Source organism: Nonomuraea sp. NPDC003754 (genome assembly GCF_053605785.1).
Genome location: NZ_JBSGJX010000026.1, coordinates 27,871 through 53,420, shown reverse-complemented (window position 1 = coordinate 53,420; position 25,550 = coordinate 27,871). Strand labels below are relative to the sequence as shown.

Annotated in this window: 23 protein-coding genes; 10 read left to right on the top strand and 13 right to left on the bottom strand. The window is 71.8% G+C overall.

What is annotated here, in order from left to right; genetic code table 11:
• Window positions 1–12 precede the first annotated feature (12 nt).
• From ACWEVS_RS28670 to ACWEVS_RS28645, 6 genes are read right to left on the bottom strand one after another with little or no spacing between them, the layout of a single operon-like run.
• Window positions 13–1,626, bottom strand: a complete 1,614-nt coding sequence (locus ACWEVS_RS28670; RefSeq protein ID WP_452554082.1) for a serine/threonine-protein kinase — start codon at window positions 1,624–1,626, stop codon at window positions 13–15.
• A 6-nt stretch (window positions 1,627–1,632) separates the two neighbouring features.
• Window positions 1,633–2,256 (bottom strand): HAD family hydrolase, encoded by a 624-nt coding sequence (locus tag ACWEVS_RS28665; RefSeq protein ID WP_452554081.1) that lies wholly within the window; start codon window positions 2,254–2,256, stop codon window positions 1,633–1,635.
• On the bottom strand, window positions 2,246–3,325 hold the full coding sequence (locus ACWEVS_RS28660) for an ABC transporter ATP-binding protein (protein ID WP_452554080.1): 1,080 nt from the start codon (window positions 3,323–3,325) through the stop codon (window positions 2,246–2,248). The genes ACWEVS_RS28665 and ACWEVS_RS28660 overlap by 11 nt, the downstream gene beginning before the upstream one ends.
• Entirely contained in the window at window positions 3,309–4,169 is an 861-nt protein-coding gene (locus ACWEVS_RS28655) for an ABC transporter permease (protein ID WP_452554079.1), read from the bottom strand. Before ACWEVS_RS28655 ends, ACWEVS_RS28660 begins: the two co-directional genes overlap by 17 nt.
• A 10-nt stretch (window positions 4,170–4,179) precedes the next feature.
• Window positions 4,180–4,992 (bottom strand): ABC transporter permease, encoded by an 813-nt coding sequence (locus tag ACWEVS_RS28650; protein ID WP_452414637.1) that lies wholly within the window; start codon window positions 4,990–4,992, stop codon window positions 4,180–4,182.
• A complete protein-coding gene (locus ACWEVS_RS28645) occupies window positions 4,992–6,032 on the bottom strand; it encodes an ABC transporter substrate-binding protein (protein ID WP_449919451.1) in 1,041 nt (346 codons plus the stop codon). Before ACWEVS_RS28645 ends, ACWEVS_RS28650 begins: the two co-directional genes overlap by 1 nt.
• 213 nt (window positions 6,033–6,245) lie before the next feature.
• Between ACWEVS_RS28645 and ACWEVS_RS28640 the strand changes: the two genes are divergently transcribed.
• The 3 genes from ACWEVS_RS28640 (at window position 6,246) to ACWEVS_RS28630 (ending at window position 11,634) form a co-directional block, all read left to right on the top strand.
• The gene (locus ACWEVS_RS28640) at window positions 6,246–6,977 is read left to right on the top strand and encodes a GntR family transcriptional regulator (RefSeq protein WP_449919454.1); all 732 of its coding nucleotides are present in this window, start codon (window positions 6,246–6,248) and stop codon (window positions 6,975–6,977) included.
• Between the two features lie 83 nt (window positions 6,978–7,060).
• The gene (locus tag ACWEVS_RS28635; RefSeq protein ID WP_354915111.1) at window positions 7,061–7,327 is read left to right on the top strand and encodes a DUF6504 family protein; all 267 of its coding nucleotides are present in this window, start codon (window positions 7,061–7,063) and stop codon (window positions 7,325–7,327) included.
• Window positions 7,327–11,634 carry a DNA polymerase III subunit alpha gene (locus ACWEVS_RS28630; protein WP_452554124.1) on the top strand — a complete coding sequence of 1,436 codons (4,308 nt, stop codon included), beginning with the start codon at window positions 7,327–7,329 and terminating at the stop codon, window positions 11,632–11,634. The genes ACWEVS_RS28635 and ACWEVS_RS28630 overlap by 1 nt, the downstream gene beginning before the upstream one ends.
• A gap of 98 nt (window positions 11,635–11,732) precedes the next feature.
• On the opposite strand, the gene ACWEVS_RS28625 is transcribed toward ACWEVS_RS28630, so the two are convergent.
• The 3 genes from ACWEVS_RS28625 to ACWEVS_RS28615 all read right to left on the bottom strand — a co-directional run bounded on the left by ACWEVS_RS28625 (window position 11,733) and on the right by ACWEVS_RS28615 (window position 14,061).
• Window positions 11,733–12,620, bottom strand: a complete 888-nt coding sequence (locus ACWEVS_RS28625) for a hypothetical protein (protein ID WP_452554078.1) — start codon at window positions 12,618–12,620, stop codon at window positions 11,733–11,735.
• A gap of 73 nt (window positions 12,621–12,693) precedes the next feature.
• The gene (locus tag ACWEVS_RS28620) at window positions 12,694–13,266 is read right to left on the bottom strand and encodes a DUF4328 domain-containing protein (protein WP_452554077.1); all 573 of its coding nucleotides are present in this window, start codon (window positions 13,264–13,266) and stop codon (window positions 12,694–12,696) included.
• A gap of 144 nt (window positions 13,267–13,410) precedes the next feature.
• Window positions 13,411–14,061 carry a response regulator gene (locus ACWEVS_RS28615; RefSeq protein ID WP_449919460.1) on the bottom strand — a complete coding sequence of 217 codons (651 nt, stop codon included), beginning with the start codon at window positions 14,059–14,061 and terminating at the stop codon, window positions 13,411–13,413.
• 170 nt (window positions 14,062–14,231) lie between these two features.
• Here ACWEVS_RS28615 and ACWEVS_RS28610 point away from each other — a divergent pair, with 170 nt between their 5' ends.
• Together ACWEVS_RS28610 and ACWEVS_RS28605 are read left to right on the top strand one after the other, a co-directional pair.
• Window positions 14,232–14,909 carry an ABC transporter ATP-binding protein gene (locus ACWEVS_RS28610; protein WP_449919463.1) on the top strand — a complete coding sequence of 226 codons (678 nt, stop codon included), beginning with the start codon at window positions 14,232–14,234 and terminating at the stop codon, window positions 14,907–14,909.
• Window positions 14,906–16,837, top strand: coding sequence for an FtsX-like permease family protein (locus ACWEVS_RS28605; RefSeq protein WP_452554076.1), 1,932 nt, complete (start codon window positions 14,906–14,908; stop codon window positions 16,835–16,837). Before ACWEVS_RS28610 ends, ACWEVS_RS28605 begins: the two co-directional genes overlap by 4 nt.
• A gap of 7 nt (window positions 16,838–16,844) precedes the next feature.
• Here ACWEVS_RS28605 and ACWEVS_RS28600 read toward each other — a convergent pair whose 3' ends face one another.
• Window positions 16,845–17,834, bottom strand: coding sequence for an LLM class F420-dependent oxidoreductase (locus tag ACWEVS_RS28600; protein WP_452414633.1), 990 nt, complete (start codon window positions 17,832–17,834; stop codon window positions 16,845–16,847).
• A gap of 88 nt (window positions 17,835–17,922) precedes the next feature.
• On the opposite strand from ACWEVS_RS28600, the gene ACWEVS_RS28595 reads away from it, so the two are divergent.
• On the top strand, window positions 17,923–19,356 hold the full coding sequence (locus ACWEVS_RS28595; protein ID WP_452554075.1) for a sulfatase family protein: 1,434 nt from the start codon (window positions 17,923–17,925) through the stop codon (window positions 19,354–19,356).
• On the opposite strand, the gene ACWEVS_RS28590 is transcribed toward ACWEVS_RS28595, so the two are convergent.
• Window positions 19,353–20,075, bottom strand: coding sequence for a helix-turn-helix domain-containing protein (locus ACWEVS_RS28590; protein ID WP_452554074.1), 723 nt, complete (start codon window positions 20,073–20,075; stop codon window positions 19,353–19,355). The genes ACWEVS_RS28595 and ACWEVS_RS28590 overlap by 4 nt on opposite strands.
• Window positions 20,076–20,139: 64 nt before the next feature.
• Between ACWEVS_RS28590 and ACWEVS_RS28585 the strand changes: the two genes are divergently transcribed.
• On the top strand, window positions 20,140–20,979 hold the full coding sequence (locus ACWEVS_RS28585; protein ID WP_452414630.1) for an NAD(P)H-binding protein: 840 nt from the start codon (window positions 20,140–20,142) through the stop codon (window positions 20,977–20,979).
• Window positions 20,980–21,115: 136 nt separating this feature from the next.
• Here ACWEVS_RS28585 and ACWEVS_RS28580 read toward each other — a convergent pair whose 3' ends face one another.
• Window positions 21,116–21,805, bottom strand: coding sequence for a FadR/GntR family transcriptional regulator (locus tag ACWEVS_RS28580; RefSeq protein ID WP_452414628.1), 690 nt, complete (start codon window positions 21,803–21,805; stop codon window positions 21,116–21,118).
• 46 nt (window positions 21,806–21,851) lie between these two features.
• On the opposite strand from ACWEVS_RS28580, the gene ACWEVS_RS28575 reads away from it, so the two are divergent.
• From ACWEVS_RS28575 to ACWEVS_RS28565, 3 genes are read left to right on the top strand one after another with little or no spacing between them, the layout of a single operon-like run.
• A complete protein-coding gene (locus ACWEVS_RS28575) occupies window positions 21,852–22,538 on the top strand; it encodes a (Fe-S)-binding protein (RefSeq protein ID WP_354915078.1) in 687 nt (228 codons plus the stop codon).
• Window positions 22,535–23,944: a lactate utilization protein B gene (locus ACWEVS_RS28570; protein WP_452554073.1), complete on the top strand. Its 1,410-nt coding sequence runs from the start codon at window positions 22,535–22,537 to the stop codon at window positions 23,942–23,944. The genes ACWEVS_RS28575 and ACWEVS_RS28570 overlap by 4 nt, the downstream gene beginning before the upstream one ends.
• A complete protein-coding gene (locus ACWEVS_RS28565) occupies window positions 23,941–24,522 on the top strand; it encodes a LutC/YkgG family protein (RefSeq protein WP_449919487.1) in 582 nt (193 codons plus the stop codon). The genes ACWEVS_RS28570 and ACWEVS_RS28565 overlap by 4 nt, the downstream gene beginning before the upstream one ends.
• Here the strand turns inward: ACWEVS_RS28565 and ACWEVS_RS28560 are convergent.
• Window positions 24,512–25,525, bottom strand: a complete 1,014-nt coding sequence (locus ACWEVS_RS28560) for a baeRF2 domain-containing protein (RefSeq protein ID WP_449919489.1) — start codon at window positions 25,523–25,525, stop codon at window positions 24,512–24,514. The genes ACWEVS_RS28565 and ACWEVS_RS28560 overlap by 11 nt on opposite strands.
• Between the last annotated feature and the right edge of the window lie 25 nt (window positions 25,526–25,550).

The following is a 25,550-nucleotide window of genomic DNA, read 5'->3' as shown; positions in this document are numbered from 1 at the left end:
AGGTCGGGGGGTCTAGGGCTGCTGCTTGAGGCCGCGCATCTCGAAGTCGTCGTAGACCATCTTGAGCGGGTTGTCGCTGCCCTTCGGCACGCGGGCGAACAGCCCGATGTCGCCGGTCGGCAGGCCGGCCGGGTCGTCGACCTGGTGGACCCGCTCCCCGTTGACCCACATGGACAGCCGCATGGCGCCGCCTTCGTCCTCGCAGGCGACCTGGATGTGGTTCTTGTCCCTCGGGTTGAACCCGTCGAGCTTGACCGGGGCGGCCATGTTGCCGCCCGCCGAGTCGACGATGCGCCGGATCCTGGCGTGGCCCGAGGTGTCGAGGGTGAACTCGTAGTAGGTGCCGTCGCCGTCGCCCTGGCCCCTGCACCACAGGCCGAACTCGCCGGCGCCGGACCTGGCCTTGGCCGTCACCCCGACGACCAGCGTGGAGGGCATCATCGGCGTGGGCGAGGCCGAGGGCTCGGGGGAGGCGGGCTTCTCGGTGGCGAACGGCACCGGAGCCGTCGCCCAGCGCTCCTCGTTGTACTCGCCGGCGTCGAGACCGTAGGTGAAGTCGGAGGTGATGTAGCCCTGGCTGTTGTCGGCCTCGCTGTCGTAGGTGCCGTTCCAGCCGCTCGAGGTCGAGGTGAAGTCGTCGGAGAAGAGCATGGGCAGCTCCGGCGGGCCGCCGGGCAGCATCGTCCACACGCCCACCCCCGCCGCCGCCACCAGCGCCACCGCCGCGACGGCGATGCCCGCCAGGACCCTGGCCTTCTTCGCGCCGGTCCGAGGAGGGGGGTGGAGGGCGGTGCCGCCCTCCTGCCAGGCCACCCGCACGGTCTGCACGACCTGCTCGGGGGCCGCCTGGCGGCCGATCAGGTGGTCGAGGATCTGCTGCGCCGTCGGGCGGGCCGCCGGATCCTTCGCCAGGGCGGCCACCACCAGCTCACGCAGGCCGGGCTCGAGCCCGTCGAGAGCGGGCTCGGTGTTGAGCACCTGGTAGATGATCGCGGGCAGCGTCTCGCCGGGGAACGGCGCGCGTCCCGTGGCCGCGAACGCCATCAGGCAGCCCCACGAGAACACGTCGCACGCCGGCGAGACGGGTTCGCCGCGCAGCACCTCGGGCGCCATGTAGCGGGGCGTGCCGATCAGCTCGCCGGTGCCGGTCACGCCGCCGATCTCGTCGAGCGCCCTGGCGATGCCGAAGTCGATCACGCGCGGGCCGACGGGCGACAGCAGCACGTTGGACGGCTTGAGGTCGCGGTGCACGACGCCCGCCGTGTGGATGGCGATGAGCGCGGTAGCCACGCTCACCGCCAGCGCGTCGAGGCTCGAACCGCGCAGCGGGCCCGACTGCCTGACCGCCTCCTCCAGGTTCGGCCCGGGGACGTACTCGGTCACCACGTAGAGCTGGTCGCCGTCGAGCGCCGCCTCCAGCACCGCGGCCGTGCAGAACCTGCGCACCCTGAGCGCCGCGTCGGCCTCCCGGCGGAAGCGCATCCTGAACTGCTCGTGCTGGCTGAGCTCCGGATTGATCACCTTGATCGCGACGCGCTGCCCCGAAGAATCCTCGGCCAGGTGGACCGTGCCCATGCCGCCCCTGCCGAGCACGTTCAACAGCCTGTAGCGTCCGATCTGGTTCACGACCGGTCAGCTTAGCGACATCACGCGCAGATCGGGCAGTCCCGCGGAAGGCGAGACGACCAGCACCCGGCAACCCGCGGCGGTGGCGGCGGCGATCCCCGTCGGGCTGTCCTCCACGGCGACGCAGCGGCGCGGGTCGGCCGCCAGGAGCCGGGCCGCCTCCAGGTACGGGTCGGGGTGCGGCTTGCCGCGCGCGGTCTCCCCGGCGGCGACCACGACCGCGAACCTGTGGCCGAGCGACGGCAGCACCAGCTCCACGATCGACCGCGGGGAGGCGCTGACCAGCGCCGTGGGGACGGCCTCGGTGGCGAGTGCCCGCAGGAGCTCGGCGGCGCCGGGGATGACCCGCACCCCCCGCCTGATGCGGTCGGCGAACGACTCGGTCAGCCGCTCGGCGACCGCGTCGACCGTTTCCCGGTCGGCCGCCGGCACCAGGTGCGCGGCCGTGTCCTCGACCGTGCGGCCGTGGACGTACGGCGTGTCCGCGGGGCCCAGGACGCGCCCCAGCGAGGCGGCGACGTCGACCGTGGCCTCCCACCACAGGCCCTCGGTGTCGACGAGCGTGCCGTCCATGTCGAACAGGACGGCTTCGAAGGGAAGGGGCGCGCGCGGCGTGGAGTCAGACGGCACCCGCGGGATCCTTCGCAGAGGTCGGAGTCGGTGTGGCGGTGCTGCGCGGCGCCAGAAGGACGGGCCGCTCGACCAGGCGGACGGTCACGCGCGTGCCCGGCGCCAGCCGTGCCGCCTCGTGCCCGGGGACGTCGGCGAGGACCTCGCCGCCCTCCACGGACAGCCGCAGCCTGACGGACGCGCCGCGGAAGGAGGCGGCGACCACCTCGGCCCGCCCCTCCTCGGAGGGGGTGACGAGCACCGCCTCGGGTCTGATGAGGACGTCCACGTCGGTGCCCTCCGCGCCTGCCGCGATCGGCAGGAGCTGGCCGAACACCGTCACCCTGTCGCCCGAGACGCGTCCCGGCAGGTGGTTCATGGTGCCGACGAACTCGGCCACGAACGGCGTGGCCGGCCGGTCGTAGACCTCCGCGGGCGTGCCGCACTGCTCCAGGCGCCCGCTCCTGAGCACGGCGACGCGATCGGCGATCGACAGCGCCTCCTCCTGGTCGTGCGTCACGAAGATCGTGGTGATGCCCAGGTCGAGCTGCAGGCGGCGGATCTCCTCCCTGAGGGCGACGCGGACCTTGGCGTCCAGCGCCGACAGCGGCTCGTCGAGCAGCAGCAGGCGCGGCGACAGCGCCAGCGCGCGGGCCAGGGCGACCCGCTGCTGCTGGCCGCCGGACAGCTGGTGCGGGTAGCGGTCGGCGTGCGAGGGCAGGCCGACCAGCTCCAGCAGCTCCAGCGCGCGCTGCCGGCGTGCCGCCTGCGGCGTCTTGCGGACCCTCAGGCCGAAGGCGACGTTCTCGGCCACGTTCAGGTTGGGGAACAGCGAGTAGGACTGGAACACCATGCCCGCGTCGCGCTTGTTGGCCGGCACGCCGGTGATGTCCTTGCCGTCCACCAGCACCGCGCCCGCGTCCGGATGCTCGAACCCGGCCACGCAACGCAGCGCGGTCGTCTTGCCGCAGCCCGACGGGCCGAGCAGGGCGACCAGCTCGCCCGGCTCGATGGTGAGGTCGAGACCGTCGAGGGCGACCGTCTTGCCGAAGACCCGGCGCAGGCCCTGGAACTCAAGCCGAGCGGTCACGGCTTCCTCCCGAGATAGTGAGCAGCAGCAGCCAGGTGAGCAGGAGGCTGAGCACCGAGGCGGCGACGGACAGCTGGCCCTTGGAGCCCGAGATCGTGACGATCCAGACGGCGAACGGCTGGTAGCCGAGGATGCTGGCCACCGTGTACTCGCCGAGGACCAGGGCGAGCGTGAGGAACGAGGCGCTGGCCAGCGCCGAGCGCAGGTTGGGGACGATCACCCGGAACATCACGTGCGGCCACGACGCCCCCAGGTTGCGGGCCGCCTCGACCAGCGTCCGCACGTCCATCGTGCGCAGCCCCGCGTCGAGGGAGCGGTAGACGAACGGCAGGACGAGGACGACGTAGACGAACACCAGCACCAGCGGGAAGTCCTGGTTCTGGATCGCGATCAGCGTGCCCCAGAACGGCGTGGGCGCCAGCACGTCGCCGCCGACCTGGAGGGACCTGCTGACCCCTGCCACGAGCGTGATCGGCGGTACGACCAGCGGCAGTGTGCAGATCACCTCCATGACCGGGCGCAGCCGGGGGGCGGCCAGCCGTACCGTGATCATGGCGGGGAGCGTGAGCAGCAGCACCAGCACGATGGTGGCCAGGGCGAGCCCGAGGGACAGCAGCAGGCTCGTCAGGAAGCCCTCGGCCGTCCACAGCTCCGCGTAGGGGGCCAACGAGAGGCCGGTGCTCTGGTTGTGGACCGTGTACCAGAACGACGCGGCGAGCGGGACGAGGAAGTACAGGGCGGCCAGCGCGAGGACGACCCCCCGCCACAGACGGGGACGGTCCCGGCGGCGGGAGGCGGCGGGCGCGCTCTCGGGGACCGGCGCGACGGGCGCGAGCGCGGTCACGGCGTCCACCTCACTGGAGCCATCGGGTACTCCTTCTCTGCAGCGGCAGGTAGACCGCCATGACCAGCGCCGCGACCAGGACCATGTCGAGGCTGAGCGCCAGGCCGACGTTCTCGAAGCCGGTCTGCACGTCACCGGAGAGAGCCGCGGCGATCTTCAGGGTGACCAGCGGCAGCACGGTGCCCGCGCCCATCGCCGAGGCGGTGGCGTAGGCGGCGAACGCCGACCCGAACAGCAGCACCACGCCGCCGAGCAGGCCGGGGGTCAGCACCGGCAGGGCCACGTACCGCCAGTATTGCCAGGACGTGGCGCCGTTGTTGGCGGCGGCCTCGCGCCACTGCGGGCGCAGGCCGTCCAGCGCGGGCGCGATGACCAGCACCATGAGCGGCACGGAGAAGTACAGGTAGACCAGCACCAGGCCCCAGAAGGTGAACAGCGTGCCGGACGGCAGGCCGAACAGGCCGCTGACCACGCCCGCGTTGCCGAGCGTGGCCACCCAGAAGAAGGCCAGCGGCACGCCGCCGAAGTTGGCCAGCACACCGGAGGCGGTCAGCACGGCCTCGCGCAGCGCCCGTGACCGGGAGGTGACCACGGCCTGGGCGAGAAAGGTGCCGAGCACCGCGCCCAGCACCGCCACCACCGCCGACAGCTTCACGCTGTTGCCGAGCGCGAGCAGGTAGCCGCCCTGCGTGGTGAGCGCCAGGTTGCCGAGCCCCGGCGCGCCCTCGACGGTGAAGGCCCCCGCCACCATCGCGATGGCGGGGATCCCGAAGGCGAGCGCGACGAACGCCAGCAACGGCAGCGCGCCGAGAACGCGCGCCATCAGCCGGCCACAGCCGCGTCCCAGGTCTTGGCCAGGTCCTCCTTGGCCTTGTTGACCTGGGCCTCGGTCGGGAACTTCGGCTCACCCTGGACCGGCGGCAGCTTCTCGGCCAGTGCCTTGTCGATGGTGCCGTCGGCGGTCATCACGGGCATCAGCACGGGACGGGCGCCGCCCTTGAGCCACAGGTTCTGGCCCTCGGGGCTGTAGAGGAACTCCATCCACAGCCGCGCCGCGGCCGGGTGCGGGGCGTCCTTGTTGACGGCCTGCACGTAGTACTGCGCGTAGATGCCGTCGGACGGCACCGCCACCTGGAAGTCGAGACCCTTCGGCAGGAACTGCTCCCGGTATCCGGCGTTCAGGTAGTCCCAGTCGATGCTGATGGGCGTCTCGCCCTTCTCGACCGTGGCGGGCGTGGACTCGACCGGGTTGTAGTTGCCGACGTCCTTCAGCTTCTTGAAGAACTGCACGCCGGGGCCGATGTCGTCGAGCGAGCCGCCGTTGGCCAGCGAGGCCGCCCAGACGCCGGCGAAGGCCGAGCCCGACTTGTTCGGGTTGCCGTTCAGCGCGACCTTGCCCTTGTACTCGGGCTTGAGGAGATCGGCGTACGTCTTGGGGCACGTGGTGATCTTCTTGGCGTCACAGCCGATCGAGACGAAGCCGCCATAGTCGTTGACCCACAGGCCGTTCGGCTCCTTCTGGCCTTCGGGGATCTTGTCCCAGCTCTGCACCTTGTAGGGCGCGAACAGGCCCTCCTTGGCGCCGCTGAAGCCGAATGACTGGCCGAGGTCCAGCACGTCGGGCGCGCGGTCCTGACCCTTGCGGGTCTTCACCGCGTTGATCTCGTCGGCGCTGGAGGCGTCGGGGTTCTCGCTCTCGATCTTGATGCCGTACTTTTCCTGAAATTTCCTGATGATCTCGCCGTAGTTGGCCCAATCGGGCGGCAGGGCGATGACGTGCAGGTTGCCCTCCTTCTTGGCCGCCTCGACAAGCTTGTCGAGACCGCCGAAGTCGGCGGCAGAGGTCGCCGTCGCGGCGTTCACCCCACCCGTCGTCGTCTGCGGCTGGGTGGTCGGAGCGGCGCCGCACGCCGCTGTCACTACCGTTAGAGCTGCGATCAAGCCTGCGATGCGAGGTGCGGACACGTCGCCTCCACTCTCTGGGGTGTGGCTAAAAGGTAGGGGAACTTGTACAAACAAGGCCAGACCCAGTTAGTCGCATAAACGTTGCTATTTCATGAACAGGAGGGGTCGTGAATGGCCGCGCGCTATGAAAAGATCGCCGCTGAGCTGCGTGACGAGATCCTGGCCGGTGTTCACCTGGTAGGGTCCCAGCTGCCCTCGGAGGCCGAGCTCGCTGCGCGCTATTCGGCCGCCAGGGGCACCGTACGGCAGGCCGTGGCGATCCTCGCCGCCGAGGGTCTGATCGGCTCGCGGCAGGGGGCGCGACGCATCGTGCTCGGCGGCGAGCGCAGCCAGAGCTTCGCCGAGTTGCACAGCTTCGCCCAGTGGGCCAGGTCCAAGGGGCACGCGGTGGGCGGCCAGGTGCTCGCCCAGCGCCGGCGCAGGGCGGCGCCGGCCGAGTCGGTCAGGCTCGGCAGCGCCGAGGTGCTCGAGGTGCTCAGGCTGCGCACCCTGGAGGGCGAGCCCGTCCTGCTGGAGCGGACCGTCTACGCCTCGTGGATCGCCTCCGCCGTCGAGGGGCTGCCGAGCGACTGCGAGTCGGTCACGCAGGCGCTGTACGACAGGGTCGGCCTGGTCTTCGCCTACGGCGAGCACCTCATCGACGCGATCGCCGCAGGCACCGAGGACGCCCGCCTGCTCGGCGTGCGGCGCGGCAGCCCGCTGCTGCGCCAGCGCCGGATCACCACCACACAGGAGGGCCGCCCGGTGGAACTGTCGGACGACCGCTACCGGGCCGGCAGTGTCGCCTTCAGCATCCGGAACTCGATCGGCGCCAACCCGCTCACGCGGCTTGCACTCCCATGACATCGAACATATGCTCGATATAGCGCCCGACTTCCCCCGGGTGGCTCAGCAGCAGACCCAGAGCCACGGGGAGAAGAAGCGTCTTGAGCAGACTCTACGGCGATCCGATAGAGGTGTGGACCAGGGAGGGCCAGCCGACCCAGTTCGTCTGGCGCGATCGGCTCTACCTCGTCCGTCGCGTCCTCGACCAGTGGGTGGTGGCCCGTGAATGGTGGAAGACCGGCGAGGCCGACCCCGGCGAGCGCCAGTTCTGGCGGGTCGAGGCCAGCCCCGGGCGTGAGCGCGGCTCCTACGAGCTGCGTTTCGACACCGCCAGCGGAGGCTGGCTGCTGCTGAGGGCGTGGGACTGATGCTCTCCTTCCCGCACCTGCACGTGAGCTCCGCCTACTCGATGCGGTACGGCACCGCCTTCCCCCAGGCCCTGGTGCGACGGGCGGCCGAGCACGGGATGGACATCCTCGCGCTGACCGACCGCGACGGGCTCTACGGGGCGCTCAAGCACGCCCAGGCCTGCATGGACGCCAGGATCTCGCCGGTGTTCGGCGTCGACTTCTCCCTCGACGTCTCGCCCGGCGCGGCCGGAGGGCAGGCGTTCGACCCCGTCCCGCCGCGCGACCGCGCCGCCTACGGGCCGCTGCCCGGCGCCTACCAGCCCGCCTCGCGTTCAGGGAGCCGCGGGCCGGGCGACGGCCGTTCCGCCTCCGGTCCGCGGGAGGCGCGCCCGCGGACCGGGCCCGACGCCGAGGACAGGGTCACCGTCCTGGCCCGCTCCGGCGGGTGGTCCCGGCTGTGCCGCCTGGTCACCGCCGCCCACCACGCAGGCGAGCGGGGCGAGCCGAGGGTGACCCGCGACCTGGTCGCCGCCTGGGCCGCGGGCGCCGGCACCACCCCTGGCACCGGCACCATCCCTGGCACCGGCACCATCCCTGGTGCCGGGCAGCCGGCCGCCGGGCTGTCGCCCGCACCGGCGAGGCGTCAGGGCGGCAGGGAGCGAGGCGGGGCGTTCGGTCCCGACGACGGGCTCGTCGTGCTGCTCGGCCCGAGATCCGACGTGGGCCGCGCGGTGGCCGCCAGACGCGACGAGCAGGCCAGGGCGCTGCTGGGCCTCTGGCGCTCCCAGGTGCGCGGCGTGGTGATCGAGCTGGTCGACCAGTACGGCTACCGCGACGCCACCACCGCCGTCCGCATGCTCTCCCTCGCCGAGGAGTTCGGCGTGCCGGCCGTCCTCACGAACGCGGTCAGGTATCTCGACCCCGCCGACCACCAGGTGGGCGACGTGCTCGACGCGGCGCGCCAGCTCGTCCCCCTCCACCCCCGGCACCTGGAGCGGAGCACCTCCCACGCCTACCTCAAGAGCGGCGACGAGATGCGCAGGGTCGCCCACAAGATCTGCGGCGGCGACCAGTCGCGCGCCAACCGGCTTCTGCACACCACGCGCGCGCTCGCCGAGGCGTGCGTGATCGACCCCAGGCGGCTGCTCGCCCTCCGCAGCGACCCGCCCGACCTGCACCTGCCCGAGATCGGCAGGGACCCGGTCCCCCTGCTGCGCCATCGCTGCGAGGACGGGCTCGACGACCGGGGCCTGCGCGGCTCGAGGCAGGCCCGCGACCGCCTCGAGGCCGAGCTGGCCGTCATCGAGAAGAAGCGGCTGTCCGGATACTTCATGGCGGTCGTCGGCATCACCGACCGGATCAGGCACATGGGCATCCGCTGCGCCATCCGCGGCTCCGGCGCGGGCAGCCTGGTCAACTACCTCATCGGCATCGGCGAGGTGAACCCGCTCCACCACGGCCTGCTCATGGAGCGCTTCCTGTCGGAGGGTCGCGTCGGCCTGCCCGACATCGACGTCGACGTGGAGTCCGCCCGCCGCCTCGACTGCTACAAGGCGATCTACGACATGTACGGCGAGGCGCGCGTGGCCTGCGTGTCCATGATGGAGACCTACCGGGCCCGCAGCGCCCTGCGCGACGTGGGCGGCGCGATGGGACTGCCGCCGCACGAGGTCGACGCCATCGCCAAGGCGTTCCCGCACATCCGCGCCCGCCAGATCACCGCCTCGCTGAAGGACCTGCCGGAGCTGCGCGAGAGCCGGCTCGACGAGGCCGGGCTCGGCAGGGTGTTCGAGCTGGCGGAGAAGCTCGACGGGCTGCCCAGGCACATCGCGCTGCACCCGTGCGGGGTGCTGGTCGGCAACGCCGGCCTGCGCGACCGCACCCCCGTGGAGCGCAGCGCGCTCGACTTCCCGATGTCGCAGTTCGACAAGGACGACGTGGAGGAGGCGGGGCTGCTCAAGCTCGACGTGCTCGGCGTGCGGATGCAGTCGGCGATGGCCTACACGCTGACCGAGATCAAGCGGGTCGACGACGTGGACATCGAGCTCGACGCCGTGCCGCAGGACGACGAGCCGACCTACGACATGATCTGCGCGAGCCGTACGCTCGGCTGCTTCCAGATCGAGTCGCCCGGGCAGCGCGAGCTGGTCGCCAAGCTGGAGCCGCGCACGATGAACGACCTGATCGTCGACATCTCGCTGTTCCGGCCCGGCCCCGTCAACTCCGACATGGTCACGCCCTACCTGGAGTCCCGGCACGGCTGGCGGGCCGCCACCTACCCGCATCCCCGCCTGCGCGAGGCTCTCGCCGAGACCAACGGGGTCGTCGTCTTCCACGAGCAGGTCCTGAAGATCATCGACGTGATGACCGGCGCGGGCCTGTCCGAGGCGGAGAAGGTACGGCGCAGCCTCGGCGACCCCGTCCTGCGCGAGGCGGCACGGCGGTGGTTCCTCGCCAACGTGCTGCCCGGCTACGACCGGGCGACGGTGGAACGGGCCTGGCAGGTGCTCGACGCCTTCGGCGCCTTCGGCTTCTGCAAGGCGCACGCGGCCGCGTTCGCGCTGCCCACCTACCAGTCGGCCTGGCTCAAACGGCACCACGCGGCGGCCTTCTTCGCGGGGGTGCTCACCCACGAGCCCGGCATGTACCCGCAGCGGGTGATCATCGACGAGGCCAGGCAGTGCGGGGTGACGATCCTTCCCCTCGACGTCAACAAGTCGGCCAAGCACTGGACCGTCGAACGCGTCGGCCCCCCGCCGCTGCGTGTCAGCGTCCGGCCCGCCGCTCTGGAGGGCGCGCGGGACGAGGCGCGGGACGGCGTTTCAGGCGGAGTTTCGGGCGGCGTTTCGGGCGGTTTTCTGGATGGCGCGCTGGATGGCGCGCTTGGTGGCGAGCTCGGTGGTGCGGCCGGCTACCGGCGGCGGGTGCGCGACTTCCGGCCCGACCAGCTCGGTCGCGGGTACGGCCTGCGCGTGCCGTTCTCGGCGGTCAGAGGGGTGAGCGAGGCGGAGGTCGACCGGATGGTGGCCGGGCAGCCCTACACCTCGCTCGCCGACTTCTGGGACAGGGCCAGGCCCTCGCGTCCCGTCGTCGAACGGATCGTCCAGGTGGGCGGGTTCGACGCCCTCCACTCGCTACGGCCGGGCGGCCCGCGCTGGCGGCCGGGGGAGCTGACGAGACGTGACCTGATCGCCCAGGTGGGGGTGCTGGAGCGGGCCTCGGTCTCGGGCGTCAAGGCGAGTCCCCGGCCGCCCAAGGGCTACACACCTTCCCCGGGCTCGGGCTTCTCGGGTTCCGGCCGCTCGGCAGGCTCGGGCTCAGGCTTCCCGGGCTCCCCGGACCCGGGCTTCTCGGACTCGGGCTTCTCAGGCACGGGCTTCTCGGGCACGGGTTTCTCGGGGCGGGCAGGAACCGACGGAAGCAGGGCGACGTCCGACGGAAGCCGGGCGACGACCGACGGAAGCCGGGCGACGTCCGATGGAAGCCGGGCGACGTCGTCCTCGGCGGCGCGGCAGGGAAGACCGTCACGCCACAGGGGAAGGCCCTCGCCAAGGGCCGGTACGACCAGACCCACCCCGGCCGAGGACTCCCCGAAGAACGGCCCCCGGCTGGACGGGGCGGTGGCCGAAGGGCAGCCCCGGGCGGGAGAGCCGCTGGCCGTACAGCTGCCCCTGGGGTTCGCCGAGCACATCCAGCCCGGCGAGCTCCCGGAGATGACCGAGACCGAGATGGTCGAGGCGGAGCTGGAGATCCTCGGCATCGACATCAGCCGCCACGTGATGAGCTTCCACGACGAACTGCTCGACGCCATCGGAGTGGTGCGCTCCAAGGACCTGCTCGCCCAGCGCAACGGCGCCGAGGTGCTGGTGGCCGGGGTCAAGGTGGCCACGCAGACCCCTGCGGTGCGCTCGGGGCAGCGGGTCATCTTCACCACCCTCGACGACTCCACGGGCCCCGTCGACCTGACCTTCTTCGAGTCGGTGCAGGGCAGGTGCGCTTCGACGGTGTTCGGGTCGTGGCTGATGGTCGCCAGAGGAGTGATCCGCCGCACGGGTACCCGCGCGATCTCCATGCGGGCCGTCGACTGCTGGAACCTCGTGGACCTGGACGCCGCATGGCGCACCGGCGGCCTGGAGGCGGTCCGAGCGCTCCTCGACAGGCAGCGCCCCGGCACGGAGCACGTCGGCGGGCGCACCATCGAGTACGCCAACGGCTACCGCATCTCGCCGTACTCCGACATCGGCCCCACCCCCGGCGTCGTCACCCCGCCCCGCCAGCTCTGGCACGCCAGTCAGGGCAGCTCAGGCCCCACCCAGGCCGCCTGACCCGCGCTGTCGGCTCCAGGAAACCCTCGAGCCGACGGCGCCCGACCCAGCCGCAGAGAAGCGGTCAGCGTGCCACTCCTCCGGCAGCCGAAGGCTGGTTACTCGAACACGTCCTCGGCGGAGGTCGACACGGCGGCGCGTCGTGTCCAGACGTCGAACTGCAGGAGGTCGGTACAGGAGGCGATCCGTGCCCGGATCTCGTCGGAAACGACGATGCCCCGCGCCTCGAGCAGCGTCAGCAGGAGCGTGGCCTCACCCTCGGTCTTGCCCTTCGCGAGCCCTTCCGCGAGCCCTTCCTCTTTCCCCTTGCCGAAATGCTTACGGGCGAAAGGGCTGGAAACCGGCCAGGTCGAGGTGGACATCAACGCCTCCAGTACGCGTCGTGCCGGGGCCGAAGCCATCTTGTGAGCGTATTCATAGTAACGCGGAGCGTTATCGTCATCGAGATCGTTGAGGCCGGTCAGGAACGCCTCGCCGACCTCTTTCCGGTCGCCGTGTGCCATGACGGACAGGGCGGCCAACGCGGGATCAGCGACCACCTGCCGGGGATCGGTGAGCACCGGAATGTTGTCAGGTGCGTACACGCATGGATCCAGCGTGAGGGTCAGCTTCCCCGCGTTCACTCTTACCGGCCGCCTGAATGTGTCGGCTCTTCGGTCGGGAGTGATAACGATGACGTAGACCGGTTTGTCCAGCTGGAGCCACAAGGTGGCGGCGTATCGCAGCGTCTGGTCGAGCTTCTGCGCCGACAGCCTCGTTTCGATCTCACTGATCACCGTGTACCAGGGGTCCTGCGGTGGGCCGCCGATGAGAACGGTATCGGCTTGACGCACTTTGGAGATGCGGTCGTTGAGCTCGCCGTCCGCGACTCGAATATGCGAGCCGTCGACCAGATGGATGCCGCTGATCATGCTCATCAGCCGGACGGCGATATGTGGATGATCGCGAACCAGGTTGTCGGCCGCGTCATGCTGGGGGCCAGGCATGTCACGTTAAGTTAATGGCCGTCGCGCTATGTGTCAGTGGAACGGTGAATCTTCGTGCATGCCGCCGGGCGGGTCAGGGGATCACGGGAGCCGGGGTGAGGTGGGGCATCGGGGAGGCGGCGGTCTGGAGCCGGGTGATCTCGCGGACCGTGCAGGCGCACAGCAGCGCCGCCACCGCCGTCACGCCGAGTTCCAGCCCGCTCAGCCCCGTCAGCTCCTCCGACGATCCGCGCAGCGGCAGCCGTATCGTCACCAGGGCCAGCGCGGCCAGCCAGCTCGTCCACCAGGCGGCCACCAGGGCGAGCCAGCGTGTTCTGCGGTCGTGCGGCGGGTCGGCGCCCCGCCACACCTGGTCGACCAGTACGGCGGGAGCCACCAGGTTGATCCCGGGCAGCAGCCACGCCGCGATCACCGAACCGGAGGAGGTCGCGACCTTGTTGACGCGGCACGCCCTGACCAGCCAGGTGAGGTAGGCGGAGGCCGAGGCGACCAGTGTGCCCACCGTCAGCAGCATCAGCACGGCGAACAGGGTCACCGCGCCGACCACCGCTTCCGCTCCCGGCGACCGTATATCACCACCCAGAGTGATGATCTCGGCGGCGAGCCGTCCGCCGCGCACCTCGTCGAAGATCACAAGAGCGGTCATGGCGGCGAGCTGGGCGGCAAGGGTCACATAGACCGCCGAAGCCGATCGCTTCGCCGCGGAAGGAGCATGGCGCACGAATCTCTCCCCCCGGGGCACACATGTTGAGGTTCTGCTTCAGATGTATCCAGCCAGACCTCTCGTTAATCAGCTGACCACGCCTGACTCCCATGCCCAGGCCGCGATCTCCACCCTGTTCCTGGCGCCGAGCTTGACCTGGATGCTGCCGAGATGCGTCTTGACCGTCGACAGCGAGACGAACAGCTCGGCGGCCACCTCCTGGTTGGTCCTGCCCCTGGCGACCAGCCGTACGACGTCGAGCTCGCGCTCCGTGAGCGGCTCGTTGAGCGGCTTGGTGGCGCCCATGGCGGGCTGGGCGAGGTGCTGGAGCAGGCGTACGGTCACCGAGGGTGACACCAGCGCGTCGCCGGCGGCCGCGGCCCTGATGGCCTCGATGAGCAGGGTGGGTCCGCTGTCCTTGAGCAGGAATCCGGTCGCGCCCGAGCGGAGCGCGCCGTAGACGTACTCATCGAGGTCGAAGGTGGTGACGATGACCACCCGCATGGGATTCTCGACGCCCGGTCCGGCCAGGATCCTGGTCACCTCGATACCGTCGAGCTTGGGCATCCGGATGTCGAGCAGGCACACGTCGGGGCGCAGCCGCCGGGCCGCCTCGACCGCGTCGGCGCCGTTGGCCACCGCGCCGACGACCTCGATGTCCGGTTGGGCGTCGAGGATCATCTGGAAGCCGGTGCGGACAAGTTCCTGGTCGTCGGCGATGAGCACACGAATCGTCACACGGGCAAGCCTAACTTTCCGATCATTGTGCGATCTGTCCTGTCCGGTGACGTCCAGGAGAATGGCACCGGCCGCGGTGGGGCGGCAGAGGGGAGATCGGCCGATCGGCCGATGGCGATCGGACGCACGGCCGATCCGCCGTCCCCTCTCCCCGCGACAAGGTCTTCTCCATGAACGACGTACTTGCAGGCCGCGCGCTCGCCAAGCGCTTCGGCCAGACGGTGGCGCTGAACGGCGTGGACATCACCATCCAGGCGGGCGAAGCCGTGGCGATCATGGGTCCGAGCGGTTCGGGCAAGTCCACCCTGCTTCACTGCCTGGCCGGGATCATGAAGCCGGACGCGGGTGAGGTGCACCTGCTCGGCCAGCGCATCGACACCATGAAGGAGCGCGAGCGCAGCGCCCTGCGCAGGACCAGGTTCGGGTTCGTGTTCCAGTTCGGCCAGCTGCTGCCCGAGCTTCCCGCCGAGGAGAACGTGGCGCTGCCGCTCATGCTCGGCAACGTGTCGAGGGCCGACGCCGTACGGCAGGCGAGGCAGTGGTTCCCGCCGCTCGGCCTGGGCGGCATGGAGGGCCGCAGGCCGGGCGAGCTGTCCGGCGGCCAGGCGCAGCGGGTGGCGATCGCGAGGGCGCTGGTGAGCAGGCCGGCGGTGGTGTTCGCCGACGAGCCGACCGGCGCGCTCGACCAGAGCACGGGACAGGAGACGATGCGCCTGCTGGTGGAGGCCACCAAGCACAACGGCGCCTCGCTCATCGTGGTGACCCACGATCCGGGTGTGGCCGGGTGGTGCGACCGCACGGTGGAGGTCCGCGACGGCAACCTGCTGCAGAGCGCGGTGAGCCGGTGAACAACCTCATGAGCCTCACCTGGCGCCTGCTGAGGGGTGGCGGGCGCCGCGGCATGCTGGGCACCTGGCTGACGCTGGGCGCGGTCGTCATCTCCACGGGCCTGCTGCTGTTCGCCGTGTCGGCCAACGTGGCCTTCGAGGGCCGCGCGGAGCGGGGGGCGTGGCGCAACCCCGTCCAGGCGACGGGCAGGGCGACGGCCGTCGAGGCGACCAGGAACGACTACGTCCAGGACAAGAAGATCACCGTCGTGGATCTGGCCGCGCTGGACCCGAAGGCGGACGTCCCGCCCGGGCTGCCGCGGTTCCCCGCTCCCGGCGAGGTGTGGCTGTCGCCCGCGCTGGCGGAGCTGAGCAGGCAGTTGCCCGCCGACCGGCTCGCCGACCGCTACCCGAACGTGAAGGGCGTGCTCGGCGACGAGGCTCTCGTCCACCCGGGCGAGCTGGTCGCGGTGGTCGGCCACCGGCCGGGCGACCCCGCCATGACCGCTCCCCGCGGCGAGGCGTGGCAGGACGAGGTGCCGCCGACCAAGGTCGAGACGCTGGCCGGCACGCCGACGGAGGACGCGGTGGGCTACCGGATCCTCGCCCTCATCGCCAGCGTGCTCATGGTGGTGCCGCTGCTGGTGTTCGGCGGCGCCGCGGCGCGGCTGACCGTGGCCCGCCGTGACCAGCGTCTCGCCGCGCTCAGGCTGGTGGGCGCCACCCCCGGCCAGGTCGTGGCGATGACCGTGGCCGAGGCGGTGATCGTCGCGTTCGCCGGAGCCGTGCTCGGCACCGTCCTGTACGGCGCGGCGGTCCCGCTGCTCACCGCCATCAGGATCGGCGGGGGACCGTGGTTCGCCGGCGACCTGCTGCCGGTCCCTCTCGTGGTGGTCGCGGTGCTGCTGGCCGTACCGCTGCTGGTGGGGGTGTCGGCGATCGTCGGCCTGCGCAGGGTCGTGGTCAGCCCGCTCGGGGTGGCCAAGAGGGAGACGCCGCCCGCGATGCGGTTCGTCAGGGTGATCGCCCTGCTCGCGGTGCTGGCCGCGGTACCGCTGCTGAGCACGAACGCGGGTGTGGGCGTGGTCGCGGCGGTGCTCGGCCTGGCGTTCCTGTGCATCAACCTGGTCGGCCCCTGGGTCGTCGCGCTGATCGGCAAGGTCACCGCGAAGCGGGCGAGACGCCCGGCGAAGCTGCTGGCGGGGCGCAGGCTGGTCGACGATCCGCGGGCGGCGTGGCGGACGGTCAGCGGTGTCGCGCTGACGGGCTTCGTGGCCGGTTTCCTCGGTCTGCTCAGCCCGGGTGACGCGCTCGCCGGGCGGGTGAGCGACGAGCGGCTCAGGCTGTCCGCGCCACGGACCGAGGTGGCCCTGGTCGCCGACCAGGCGCGGCGGCGGCTGGAGAAGGCGGGCGTGCGGGCGACGGTGACGAAGGAGAAGACGCTCGTCCTCGCCGCCGTGGGCAGGGCGGACGTGGACAAGGCGCGCACCGCGCTCGACGGGCTCGTGCCCGGCCACTCGGCCACCAGCGAGGCCGACGACCAGCACTTCAGCGCGCAACTCCTCGACGACATCGCCACCGGCACCATCGTGGTGCTGTCGGTGTCGTTCCTCGTGGCGATCGCCAGCGCGGGCATCACGGCCGCCTCCTCGGTCCTGGACCGCCGCCAGACCTACGCGCTGCTCAGGCTGGCGGGCACGCCCCTGGAGGTGCTGGACAGGGCGCGCAGGTCGGAGACGCTGGTCCCGCTCGTGGTGATGGGCGGCGGCTCGATCCTGGTGGGCGCGTTCTGTGCCTCGCCGTTCATGCTGGTCTCGCCGAACATCTCGGGCGCGGTCACGCTGGCGGTGTGCGTCGGCGCCGGGTTCGCGGGCGTGGTCGGCGCGGGCGCGCTGAGCAGGCCGCTCCTGCGCTCGGTGACCGAGGACCCCGCTCCGCGTCCCGACTGAGCGGGACTTAACCCAGCACCAGGTCGCGGACGATCGTCAGGGACCGTTCGTCACGCGGGCCCATCACCAGCAGGTTCGTCACCGGCGAGGCCCGCCACAGCTCCAGCCGCTCCTTGATCCTGCCGGGCGGGCCGACCAGCGAGATGCCGTCGGCCAGCTCGTCGGGGATGGCGGCGAAGGCCTCCTGCCTTCGCCCGGCCAGGTAGAGGGCCTGGATGCGCTCGGCGGCCTCGGCGTAGCCCATCCTGCCGATGATGTCGGCGTGGAAGTTGCGCGTCTTGGCGCCCATGCCGCCGATGTAGAGGGTGAGCATCGTCTTCACCCCGTCGAGCGCGGCCCTGACGTCGTCGGTGACCATCACCATGACCATCGCCGCGACCTCGAAGCCGGCGGGGAACCTCCCGTAGAGATCGGAGATCTTCGAGGGGAAGGTGAACAGCGGCAGCCAACCGTCGGCGATCTCGGTGGCGAGCGCGACGTTCTTGGGCCCTTCGGCGCCGATGTAGACGGGAATGTCCTGGCGCAGCGGGTGCGTGATGAGCTTCAGCGGCTTGCCCAGGCCGCCGGGCAGCGGCAGGGGGTAGTGCGGGCCCTCGTTGGTGACCGGCTCCTCGCGCCGCCACACCTTGCGCATGATCTCGACGTACTCGCGGGTCCTGGCCAGGGGGCGGGGGAACGGCTGGCCGTACCAGCCCTCCACCACCTGGGGCCCGGAGGCGCCGACGCCGAGCAGGAGCCGCCCGCCGGTGAGGTGGTCGAGCGTCATCGCGGTCATCGCGGTGGCCACCGGGGTGCGGGCCGACAGCTGCGCGACCGAGGTGCCGAGCTTGATCCTCGTGGTGCGCGCGCCGTACCAGGCGAGCGGGGTGAAAGCGTCGCTGCCGTAGGCCTCGGCGGTCCAGACCGAGTCGTAGCCGAGCCGCTCGGCCGCCTGGACGACCTCGGTGGCGTCGTCGGCGTGTCGCTGCCAGTAGCCCAGGTTCAGGCCTAACTTCATGCGATACCTCCCGAAATGAGAACAGGTTCTAATATTGTTGAGAGGGGTGTCAATGAGGGATGTTGGGGGAAGTTGAGACCGTGTGCTGATGAAGCGGCTGGGGGGTCTGGCAGTGCTGCTGCTGTTGCTGCCACTCGTCGCCATGCCGGCGAGCGCGGCCGGCCAGTCGCGGCCCAACATCGTGCTGATCCTCGCCGACGACCTCGAGTACGGCACGCTGCAGAACTTCCCCGCCATCACCAGCCACCTGGTCCGGCAGGGAGCCTCCTTCGACCGCGCCATCGTCACCAACTCCTGGTGCTGTCCCTCGAGGGCGTCGCTCCTGCGCTCGCAGTACGTGCACAGCCACACCGTGTGGACCAACACCGCCCCTGAAGGCGGCTTCGACCGCTTCCACCTGGCCGGGCTGGAGAACTCCACGGTCGGCGCCTGGATGCGCGGCGCCGGCTACCGCACCGGCCTCATGGGCAAGTACCTCAACCACTATCCGGGCACCAGCGTGCCCGCCACCTACGTGCCGCCGGGCTGGGACCAGTGGGCGGTGCCGGTCAAGCGGCTCTACGAGGAGTACGACTACACGCTCAACGAGAACGGCAGGCTCGTCGAGTACGGCTGGGACGAGGAGGACTACCTGGAGGACGTGCTCGCCCGCAAGGCGAAGGAGTTCGTCAGCGCGCCCGGCACCCAGCCGTTCTTCCTCTACCTGGCCCCCGTCGCCCCGCACAACCCGGCCAACCCCGCGCGCCGCCACGCCGACGCCTTCCCCGACGCGCAGGCGCCCCGGACACCCAACTACAACCAGGCCGACGTCCACAAGGAGCCGCAGTGGCTGCGCGACCTGCCCGAGATCGGCTGGGCGGGCGAGGAACGCATCGACGAGCGCCACCGGGCGAGGCTGCGCGCCATGCTCGGCGTGGACGACCTGGTCAACACCGTCGTCACCGCCCTGCAGGCGGCGGGCAAGCTCGACAACACCTACATCTTCTTCGCCTCCGACAACGGCTTCCACCTGGGCACCCACCGGCTGCGCCTGGGCAAGACCACGCCGTTCGAGGAGGCCGTCAAGGTGCCGCTGGTGGTGCGCGGCCCCGGCGTCGCGCCCGGCTCCACCATCACCGCCCTGACCCAGCCGGTCGACTACGCGCCCACCTTCGCCGAACTGGCCGGCATCCCGGCGCCCGCCTTCGCCGAGGGGCGCTCGCTGGTGCCCCTGCTGCGCGGGCTCAACCCGCCGAGCTGGCGGCGCAACGCGCTGATCGAGTTCGCCAGGCCGACCAACCAGTCCGCCAACCGGCAGACGCTGACACCCGCCTACGCGGCGCTGCGCACCGCCACGCACACCTATGTGAAGTACGTGACGGGGGAGACCCAGCTCTACGACCTGACCACCGATCCCTACCAGCTGAACAACCTGGCCGCGACCGCGCCCCCCGAGCTGCTGAGCAACCTCCAGGCCCGCCTGGACGCGATGCGGACGTGCTCGGGCGCGACCTGCCGTACGGCCGACGCCTGGGAGCGCTAGGCGGAGCAGGCCACGGCGGCGGGCAGGTCGCCGGCGACGAACGCGCCGGGGGAGACGCCCATCACGGAACGGAACTCGGCCGTCAGGTGCGACTGGTCGTAGTAGCCCGCGTCGGCGGCCAGCGCGGCCCAGCCGCCGGCGGCGGCGCGGGCCAGCACGCCGCGCACCCGGTCGAGGCGGGCGAACCGCTTGGGCGGCATCCCCACCCCGCTGGTGAACAGGTCGCGCAGGTGGCGCTCGCTGACGCCGAGGTCCCTGGCCACCTCGGGGACCCTCGCGTACGGCAGGCGGTCGGCGGCGGCCTGCAACAGCGCGGCCCGCGACAGCTCGGCGGTCGAGCAGGCGGAGAGCCGGTCGAGGAGGGCCGCCTCGACCATGGCAGCCTCGTCGCCAGGAGCGGCCGCCAGTTCCTCGGCCAGCCGGTCGGCCGCGGCGCCCCACAGCTCGCGCAGCGGCACGATCCTGTCGACCAGCTCGCTGACCGGCACGCCGAGCACCGCCCGCGCCCTGCCGGGGCGCAGCCGCACGGTGACGCAGCGGGACAGCTCCTTCGGCGCGAGGTAGGAGGCGCGGGTGCGCGGGCCGAGCACCATGAGGTCGCCGCGCCCGTCGATGGTGGTGCGGAAGGCCAGCACGGCGGCCGGGTCGGGCTCGCGCACGTGCACCTCGCCCAGGCCGCCGGCCGCCGTCTCGCCGATCCGCTCGGCCCGAACGCTCACGCCACCACCCTAGGCGCCGATTTTTCCTATCGGCGGGCGGCTCCCTGACGGGAGCGTAGGAGGCATGATCCTGGTCACGGGTGCCACGGGCACCATCGGAAGTGAAGTCCTCAGGCGGCTGGCCGCGAGAGGCGAGCAGGCGCTCGCGATGACGCGCGACCCCGCCAAACTGAGCGCGCGGGCGGTGAAGGCCGACTTCGCCGACCCCGCCTCGCTGGACAGGGCACTCGAAGGGGTGGACACGGTGCTGTCGCTGACGGCCTTCGGGCGTGAGCTGCCCGAACACGACCTCGCCCTGGTCGCGGCGGCCGGGCGGGCCGGCACGAAGAAGATCGTGAAGATCTCGGCGATCGGCACCGGGGAGACCGACGACGCGAAGGACATCCGCTCCTGGCACCACCATGGCGAGCGGGCCGTCAGGGACAGCGGGATGGCGTGGACGATCCTGCGCCCGGCCGGGTTCGCCGGTAACGCGTTGATGTGGGCCGAGGCGGTCAGGGCGGGCGAGCCGATCCCGAACACGACGGGCTCGGGCGGCCAGGGCGTGGTCGACCCGCGTGACGTGGCCGAGGTGGCGGTCGAGGCGCTGACGGGCGGGGCGCACGACGGCATGACCTACGAGCTGACCGGGCCCGAGGTGATCAGCGTGCCCGAGCAGGCACGCGTGCTCGGGCAGGTGCTCGGCCGGGAGGTGACGACGGTCGAGATCCCGCTGGAGGCGGCCAGGCAGGGGATGCTGGCCTCGGGCGCCGAGCCGCTCCTGGTGGAGGTGGCCATGACGGGGGCCGCGTTCGTCGCGGCGGGCGGTGCCGAGCGGCTCAGCGGCGACGTGGCGGCCGTGCTGGGGCGGGCGCCGCGGCGTTTCGCCGACTGGGTCCGCGACCACCGCGCCGCCTTCGAGTGACCCCGCCGCCGGGCCCCACCCCCGGACCGCGCCGTCGGACCCCGCCGCCCGACCCCAACGCCGGACCGCGTCGCCGGACCGCACCGCTGGACCCCGGAGGGCCAGGCGCCGGGTGGTGGGTCAGGCCGGTGGTGGGTCAGGGGGTCGGGGGCGGTGGTGTGGTGAGGGCCGGGTAAGCGTGCGCCAGGTGGTCGGCGACGGCCTGGGCGGCGCCCCGCCCGTCGCCGGCCGCGGCAAGCTCGTAGATGCGCCAGTGGTCGGCCATGAGCACGTCGGTCCGCCCGGCCGCCTCCACCGCGGCCACCGAGTAGGCGTGGATGGTCTGCCGCAGCGCCCGCATGGTCGCCGCCAGCAGCCGGTTGCCCGACAGCAGCGCCACCCCGAGGTGGAAGGTCACGTCGTGGTCGACGAAGGAGCGGGCGTCACCGGCCCGCTCCATCTGCTCCAGCGCCGCGCGCATGACCTCGAGGCCCTCGGGCGCGTCGACGTGCTGCACCGCCCACTGCTCGATCATCAGGCGGGTGGCGATCACCTCGCCGAGCGACAGCGAAGCCGTACCGAGGTGGAGCCGGAGCAGGTCGGCCAGCGCGCTCTCCGGTCTGGAGGTGAGCACCGCGCCCGCGTCGGGCCCGCGGCCCGCCTGCGAGGAGACCACACCGAGCGTCTCGAGCACGCGCAGCGCCTCGCGCACCGACGAGCGGCCGACCTGGAGCTCCTCGGCCAGCTGGCGCTCGCCCGGCAGCCGGTCGCCGACGGTGAGCCCGTCGTCGGCGATGCGCCGCTCGATCCTGGCGATGACGTCCTCGAAGGTCCGGGGCTTCCTCATATGGTCAGACCATACTATGGTCAGACCATACTTTGAAGGGAGTGCCGTGCGAGTCGCCCTGTTCATCACGTGTGTCAACGACACGCTCTTTCCCGGCACGGGCAAGGCCGTGGTGTCCCTGCTGCGCCGCCTCGGGTGCGAGGTCGACTTCCCGCAGGCGCAGACCTGCTGCGGCCAGATGCACCTCAACACCGGCTACCGGGCCGAGGGCGAACGGCTGGCCCGGCGCTTCGCGGAGGTGTTCGACGGCTACGACGCGGTCGTCACGCCCTCGGGCTCGTGCGCGGCGATGGTGCGCGAGCAGTACCCACGGCTGGGGGTGGCGCCGCCGCCGGTGTACGACCTGTCGGAGTTCCTGATCGACGTGCTGGAGGTGGAGGACGTCGGCGCCGCCTTCCCGCACCGGGTGACCTACCACCCGACGTGCCACTCGCTCAGGGGGCTGCACCTCGGCGACAAGCCGACGCGGCTGCTGCGGCGGGTGCGGGGGCTGGAGCTGGTCCCGCTCCCCGGCGCCGAGGAGTGCTGCGGCTTCGGCGGCACGTTCGCGGTGAAGAACCCGGCGATCTCGGCCGCGATGTGCGCCGACAAGGTCCGCAACGTGATGGACACCGGCGCGGAGGTGCTCTGCGCCGCAGACAACTCCTGCCTCATGCACATCGGCGGCACCATGCGCCGCCAGAAGACGGGGGTGCGGGTCATGCACCTGGCCGAGATCCTGGACGCGCGATGAGCGTCTTCATCGGCATGCCGGGCGACTTCCCGACGAACGCCGCGAAGGCCGTACAGAACTCACAGCTGCGCTACAACCTTCGCAAGGCCACCCACACGATCCGCGGCAAGCGGGCCACCGTGGTCGGCGAGCTGCCCGACTGGCCGGAGCTCCGCGCCGCCGGCAAGGCGATCAAGGACCACACGCTGCGCCACCTCGACCGCTACCTCGTCCAGCTGGAGGAGGCGGTCCAGCGGGCCGGCGGCCACGTCCACTGGGCCCGCGACGCCGCCGAGGCCAACCGCATCGTCACCGACCTGGTCAGGCGGACGGGCGAGAACGAGGTCGTCAAGGTCAAGTCGATGGCCACCCAGGAGATCGGCCTCAACGAGCACCTGGCGGCCGAGGGCATCACCGCGTTCGAGACCGACCTGGCCGAGCTGATCGTCCAGCTCGGCGACGACTACCCCAGCCACATCCTGGTGCCCGCCATCCACCGCAACCGCGCCGAGATCCGCGAGATCTTCCTGCGCAGGATGGGCGACGCGCCCCGCGACCTCACCGACGAACCCGCCGCGCTGGCCGAGGCCGCCCGGCTCCACCTACGCGAACGCTTCCTGCGCAGCAAGGTCGCCATCTCCGGGGCCAACTTCGTGATCGCCGAGACCGGCACCTGCGTGGTCCTGGAGTCGGAGGGCAACGGCCGGATGTGCCTGACCCTGCCCGAGACCCTGATCAGCGTGGTCGGCATCGAGAAGGTGCTGCCCACCTGGCGTGACCTGGAGGTCTTCCTCCAGCTCCTGCCGCGCAGCTCCACCGGCGAGCGCATGAACCCCTACACCTCCACCTGGACGGGATCCACCGAGGGCCAGACCTTCCACCTGGTGCTGCTCGACAACGGCCGCACCACCGTCCTGGCCGACGAGGTGGGCCGCCAGGCGCTGCGCTGCATCCGCTGTTCGGCCTGCCTCAACGTCTGCCCCGTCTACGAGCGCGCGGGCGGCCACGCCTACGGTTCGGTCTATCCCGGGCCCATCGGCGCCATCCTCACCCCGCAACTGCGCGGCCTCGGCTCCGACCTCGACGCCTCCCTGCCCTACGCCTCGTCGCTGTGCGGGGCCTGCCTCGAGGTCTGCCCGGTGGCCATCGACATCCCCGAGGTGCTGGTCGACCTGCGGGCCAAGGTGGCCCACCCGCGCGCCGAGCGGGCCGGCATGCGGGCCGCTGGCTGGGTGCTGGCCAAGGAGGTACGGCTGGCCAAGGCGCAACGCCTGGCCACGCGCTTCCGCAGGCTGGCCCCCAGACGGCTGCCGGGCCCCCTGTCGGCCTGGACCGACACCCGCGACCTGCCGGAGATCCCCGAGGAGTCGTTCAGGGACTGGTGGGCCCGCCAGGAGCGGAGCGGAGAAGGGAAGGCGAGCTCATGAGCGCCCGCAAGGAGATCCTCGACCGGGTGCGCAGGGCCGTGGAGGGCGCCCCCGAGGTGGCCGTCCCCCGCGGCTACCGCACCTCGATACCGGTGGACGACCTGGTCGCCCGCTTCGCCGAGCGCGTCGGCGACTACCGGGCGATCGTCCACGTCGTCGCCTCGGCGGAGGTGCCCGCGCTGGTGGCCGAGCTCACGGCGGGCAGGCGCGTGATCGTCCCGCCGGCCGTACGAGGGCAGGGCCCGCTGGCCGTGGCGCAGGCGGTGGGGGAGGAGGAGCTGCTGACGGCCGACGGCGTGGCCACCGGATGCGCGGTCGCCATCGCCGAGACCGGCACCATCGTCCTCGACGCGGGGCCCGACCAGGGCCGCAGGGCGCTGACCCTGGTGCCCGACTACCACCTGTGCCTGGTGCGGGCGGACCAGATCGTCTCCAGCGTCCCCGAGGCGGTCGCCAGGCTCGACCCCGCACGGCCGCTGACCTGGATCAGCGGGCCGTCGGCGACCAGCGACATCGAGCTCAACCGGGTGGAGGGCGTGCACGGCCCGCGCACCCTCGAGGTGATCGTCAGTACCTGATCACCGCCGAGATCTCCTTGACCTCCGGCGCGAACCACAGCTCGGCGTCGGTCATCGCGGCGGCCCTGGCCAGCGCGGAGTCGGCGCGCTCGCGGACCGGCCCCTCCACGCCCCACCGGCGCAGCTCGTCGGCGCCGGTGGCCAGCTGGGTGCCGCCCGGGCCGATCCACATCAGGTCGGGCAGTTCGCCGGGGGACAGGACGGCGTGCACCCGCCCCTCCCGCAGCGCCCGCGCCACCTGGCCGAAACCCACCGGGCCCGCGTTGTCCCTGTGCCGGTCGAGCAGGTCGGCCCTGCGCCGCTCCAGCCACGTGTCCAGCGCGTTCTCCGCGTCCTGCGTGAACCGGCCGTGGTCGGCGCGGCTGCCGTGCTCCACCATCATCACCCTGTCGGCCGCCTTGGTGCCCAGGTGGTCGCACAGCTGCGAGCGCGACGTCGGCTCGCCCGCCACCACGACCAGCTCGGCGCCGATCCTGCGCACCTGCTCGTCCACCTCGTGCGCCACGACCTGCGCGTCGCGCTCCCAGGTCTCCTCGGCCGCCCGCTCGTACACCTTCTGCGACCAGCCGCCCTGCGCCGTCTTCTGCAGGGGCCACTTCTGCGCCTCGACGGTCGCCACCCGCGGCGAGCCGCCGCCGAACACCGTCAGCTCGGCGCCCGCCTGATCGACCACGACCCGTAGATGCGGGACGTTCTCGCCCCGCGACATCAGCAGCGGCGTCACGTGCGGCAGCGGCGACCAGCGGACCTGCTCCAGCGGCGGCGGCTCGGCCAGCGACTCGGCCAGCACGAGCTCGCCGCCCGCGGCGAACAGCGCCCGCCCGGGGGCCGGCGCGCCCCAGGCATCCTCCAGCGCGTCGAGAGTGTCCCGATCGGCCTCCTCCATGCTGTCCCTGAACGAGCGCCACCGCCGCCGCCTGTCCTCCACGTCCGACCCCGCGAGGTAGACCGAGACGTAGGGGCCATGACGCTCGTACAGCGGACGGATGAAGTCGAGCCTCAACTCACCTCACCACCTCTTCCGCTCG